The sequence below is a fragment of the Stenotrophomonas sp. 05L44_2 genome (assembly GCF_056665995.1).
Window position 1 is genome coordinate 1 of sequence record NZ_JBFTNR010000276.1, and the last position, 4,952, is coordinate 4,952.

Annotated in this window: 2 protein-coding genes and 1 pseudogene; all 3 read left to right on the plus strand. The window is 68.0% G+C overall.

The annotated features are described in order from the left end of the window. Positions 1 to 2,343 (plus strand): YadA family autotransporter adhesin (locus AC1VAN_RS11130; protein WP_480985813.1); only part of this gene is annotated, 2,343 nt, incomplete at its 5' end. A 161-nt stretch (positions 2,344 to 2,504) separates the two neighbouring features. Continuing rightward, positions 2,505 to 4,391, plus strand: coding sequence for a S8 family peptidase (locus AC1VAN_RS11135; RefSeq protein WP_032977158.1), 1,887 nt, complete (start codon positions 2,505 to 2,507; stop codon positions 4,389 to 4,391). 135 nt (positions 4,392 to 4,526) lie between these two features. Continuing rightward, positions 4,527 to 4,952, plus strand: a pseudogene (locus AC1VAN_RS11140) (type II secretion system protein GspE); the annotation flags it as partial.

The following is a 4,952-nucleotide window of genomic DNA, read 5'->3' on the forward strand; positions in this document are numbered from 1 at the left end:
GGTGTGGCGATCGGCAGCAGCGCCAGCAGCACGGCCGGTGGCGCGATTTCCATCGGCGTGGAAAGCAGCAGCGCAGGCCCGGCCAGTGTGGCCCTCGGTGCTCAGTCCCAGGCGCAGGGCATCGGTGCGGTCGCCGTCGGCGGCATCGCCCAGGCCAACGGGCTGGCCGCAACCGCGGTCGGTTATGGCGCAACCGCTGATGGTCGCGAAGCCACCGCCGTCGGCAACTTCGCGTCGGCCAACGGCTGGCAGTCCACCTCCTACGGTGCCGGTGCCACGTCCGCCTTCTTCGGCACCGCGCTGGGCAGTGGCGCGCAGGCCGCCGAAGTGTCCACAGCCGTGGGCCAGGGCACCGTCGCGCAGATCGCCGGTGCTGGTTTCGGCGTGCAGGCGCGCGCCGGCCAGTTCGGTACCGCACTGGGCAACAATGCCACCACCGGGCTCAATGGCGTGGCGGTCGGCTTCAACGCGCTGGCCGGACAGGACGCCAACAGCGTTGGCACGGGCCAGCACACCACCGCGATCGGCAGCGAGGCATGGGCCACCGAGGACGGTGCCACCGTGGTCGGCTACAACAGCTATGCGCAGGCCACCAATGCCACCGTGCTGGGCAGCAATACCTGGACCACCAAGGACGCCGACAACAGCGTGGCGCTCGGTGCAGGTTCGCTGGCCGACCGTGCCAATGCGGTATCGGTGGGTGCGGCGCAGGAGTGGGTCGATGCTGCCGGGGTCAGCCACAGCGCGATCAACCGCCAGGTGACCAACGTGGCCGCCGGTACCCAGGCCAACGATGCGGTGAACAAGGGCCAGCTGGATGCGGTGGCCTCCACCGCCGACGCCACCAGCAGGCACTTCCGTGCCAACGGCAGCGGCACCGCCACTGCCAGCGGTACCAACGCAGTGGCGGTGGGCTCCAGTGCCACTGCCAGTGGCAACCGCAGCAATGCACTGGGCAGCAACGCCAGCGCCGTCGGCAACGCATCACTGGCCGTAGGCGCCAATGCCGCCGTCACCGGCAGCAACTCAGTGGCACTCGGTGCCGGCGCGCGTGCGGTGGATGCAAACGTAGTGTCGGTCGGTGGCGGCAACGGCACTGATGGTCCTGCTACGCGCCGCATCGTCAACGTTGCCGATGGCCGCATCGCCGCCGGCAGCAGCGACGCCGTGACCGGTTCACAGCTCAACGTCACCAACCAGCGCGTGGGTGCGGTGGAAACCCGGGTCGGTGATTTCGACTCGCGCATCGCCACTGTTGAAACCAGCGCGGCCAGCTCGGTCGGCTACGACGATGCCAGCCGCGACCGCCTGACCCTGGCCGGTATCCAGGGCACCACCATCGACAACGTCGGCGCCGGCAGCATCGCCTCCGGCAGCCGCCAGGCGATCAACGGTGGGCAGCTGTTCCAGTCGCTCAGCGATGCCGCCAGCTTCCTCGGCGGCGGTGCCAGCGTCGGCATGCAGGGCGTGTTCGTCGCGCCGAACTATGTGATCCAGGGGTCCACCTACAGCAACGTCGGCGACGCGCTGGGCGCACTGGACCGCAAGGTCAGCGAGATCGATCGTCGCACCGCCAGCGGCACGCGTTCCGGCGCGGCCAGCCTGCGTTCGATGGCCGCCCCGCTGGACGCAGACGCGTCCAACGTGGCCACGGCGTCGGCTGCCACCGACGCGAGCCTGGCGGATGGCGGATCGGCAACGGCCCGTGTGCAGGGCACGCCGACCGCTGCCAGCGCAGGCAGTGCTCAGCCGGCACTGGTCGCAGGCGGTGGCGTCAACGCCGTCGCGATGGGCGATGGCGCAGTCGCCAGCGGTGCATCGTCCACCGCTGTCGGCCAGGGCGCGAGTGCAACGGCGGCCAATGCGGTGGCGCTGGGCCAGGGCTCGGTTGCCGATCGCGCCAACACCGTCTCGGTCGGCAGTGAGGGCAACGAACGCCAGGTCACCAACGTGGCGGCCGGTACCACCGCAACCGATGCGGTCAACAAGGGCCAGCTGGATCGTGGCATCACCACCGCCAACAGCTACACCGACAGCCGCGTGCAGGCAGTCACCGACAGCTTCGATGTGTTCAAGGGCGAAGTTGATGGACGCCTGCGCCACATGGATCGCCGCATCGACCGCCAGGGCGCGATGAGCGCAGCGATGCTCAACATGGCCACCAGTGCCGCCGGCATCCGCACCCAGAACCGGGTCGGCGTCGGCATCGGTTTCCAGGGCGGCGAGTCGGCCATGTCGCTGGGCTACCAGCGTGCGATCAGCGATCGCGCCACGGTCACCGTCGGTGGTGCCTTCAGCAGTGATGACAGCTCGGTCGGCGTGGGTGCCGGCTTCGGCTGGTAAGTGCGCAACAACGTGCCGGTGGACAACCCATCGGCACGTCGAGCAGTGAGCGCCAAAGGGGCGTGGCATGGCAACCCTGGTGGGCCAGCCAGGGCAGTCGCAGGGAGTGATGGCCGTAGTGAGCTCCGTCCGTGCAACGGACGGAGAAGGAAAGCTCAACCATGACCTTGAAGAGGATTTCGAACGTGACCAAGAAGCAGACCCTTCGCATCAATGTGCTGGCTGCCGCCGTGTTGTCGCTGACTGTCGGCGTCGGTGCGGCGCATGCGGCCAAGCCGGGCGTGGCCAAGGAACCGGCGCGCGTGGCCAGCACTGCCCAGCAGAGCGTGGACGGCATCATCGTGAAGTACCGCAACGGCACCGCGGCCGCCAGCGATCGTTCGACCAAGCTCTCGGTCGTGCAGTCGGCACTGTCGCGTGCCATCGTCAGCAGCGGCACCACCAGCCGTGCTGCGGCACTTTCCCCGCTGGTGGAGCGCAAGCTCGGTACCGGTGGCGACCTGATCCGCCTGAAGTCCCGGCTGGGCTCGGCCGACATGCAGAAGGTACTGGCTGAACTGAATGCCGATCCGTCGGTGCAGTACGCGGTGGCCAACGTGCGCCTGCAGCGCTCGGACCTGCGTGCCACCAATGCGCAGCCGGCACTGGTGCCCAACGATCCCAACTACGCGCAGTACCAGTGGAACTTCTTCAACGCCACCGGTGGTGTGAATGCACCGGCCGCGTGGGATCTCTCGCAGGGCGAGGGCATCGTGGTCGCCGTGCTCGATACCGGCATCCTGCCGGGCGTGCCGGATTTCGGCAGCAACCTGCTGGAAGGCTACGATTTCATCAGTGACAAGGAATCCTCGCGCCGCCCGAACGATGGCCGCGCACCGGGTGCCACCGACTACGGCGACTGGGTGGAAACGGCCAACGAGTGCTACACCGGTTCCGAACCGGAAGGCAGTTCCTGGCACGGCACGCACGTGGCCGGCACCATTGCCGAGGTGACCAACAACGGCAGTGCCCTGGCAGGCCTGGCCTACAAGGCCAAGGTGTTGCCGGTGCGCGTGCTGGGCAAGTGCGGCGGCACCCTGGCCGACATCAGCGACGCCATCACCTGGGCGTCGGGCGGCACCGTGCCGGGCATTCCGGCCAACACCAATCCGGCGGAAATCATCAACATGAGCCTGGGTGGTGGTGGCGCCTGCGATGCCGCCTACCAGGACGCGATCAACGGCGCCGTGTCGCGCGGCACCCTGGTGGTGGTCGCGGCCGGCAACGAAACCGACAACGCGTCCAAGTACCGTCCGGCCAGCTGCAACAACGTGGTGGCGGTGGGTGCGACCCGTGTCACCGGTGGCATCACCTATTACTCCAACTACGGCACCGCGGTAGACCTGTCGGCCCCGGGCGGTGGCGGCAGTGTCGACGGCAACCCGAACGGCTACATCTGGCAGGTCGGTTCCAGTTCGGAAACCACCCCGGACGCCGGTGAGTGGGTGCTGATGGGCAAGGGCGGTACCTCGATGTCCTCGCCGCACGTTGCCGCGGTGGCTGCCATGGTGCAGAGCGCGCTGATCGCCAAGGGCAAGGAGCCGCTGGCCCCGGCCGCGCTGGAAACCCTGCTCAAGCAGTCGGCGCGCAAGTTCCCGGTGACCATCCCGGCGGCCACCCCGATCGGTACCGGCATCCTCGATGCCAAGGCCGCACTGGATGCTGCGCTGAAGGAGCCGTGCACCGAGAACTGCGAGCCGGAAGGCATTCCGCTGACCAACAAGGTGACCGTGGGCGGGCTGGCCGGTGCGGCCGCCAGCGAAACCGTCTATACCTTCGAAGCGGCCGCCGGCAAGACGCTGAGCGTGCTGACCTACGGCGGCAGCGGCAACGTGTCGGTGTACCTGGCGCAGGGCCGCGTGCCCACCGCGACCGACAACGATGCCAAGTCGACCCGCCCGGGCAATACCGAAACCGTGCGCGTGGCCAAGCCGGTGGCCGGTACCTACTACATCAAGGTGGTGGGTGAGGCCGCTTACAGCGGGGTGAGCATCCTGGCGACCCAGTAATAACCGACTGTCGTAAATGAATAAGCGGGGCCCGTCACCTGTGTGACGGGCCTCGTCTTTTTACGAAAGAAGAACCGGAGAGGGTGGAAACCACGGCTTAACTGCTAAAGTCGGGACGATCGACAGGAGAGTCACGTGAACGCGCTCGCTGCCACCGCCATCGACGACACTGAAGGCCGCATCCTCGATGCGCTGCTGGCACGTGGTCGGCTCAAGGAAGGAGATCTGGCACGTGCGCGGCCGCTGCATGCCGAGTCCGGTGGCAGCCTGCTTGGGCTGCTGGTACGGCTTGGGCTGGTGTCCGAACGTGACCAGGCGCAGGCCAGCGCCGATGTGCTGGGCCTGCCGCTGCTGGAAGGACGGCAGCTGCCTGAATCGCCACCGCAGGCGCTGGCCGAAGGCCTGCCGCTGTCGCTGCGCTTCCTCAAGCAATTCCACGTGTGCCCGCTGGCGCTGGATGAACACGGCGTGCAGCTGTGGTTGGCCGACGCCCACGATCCTTACCCGCAGCAGGCCGTGCAATTGGCACTGGGTGTACCGGTCACGCCGCTGCTGGGCATG

What these genes read in the sequence shown, in the direction of transcription:
- AC1VAN_RS11135 (WP_032977158.1), top strand. Translation starts at nt 2,505, where the DNA reads ATGACCTTGAAGAGGATTTCGAACGTGACCAAGAAGCAGACCCTTCGC.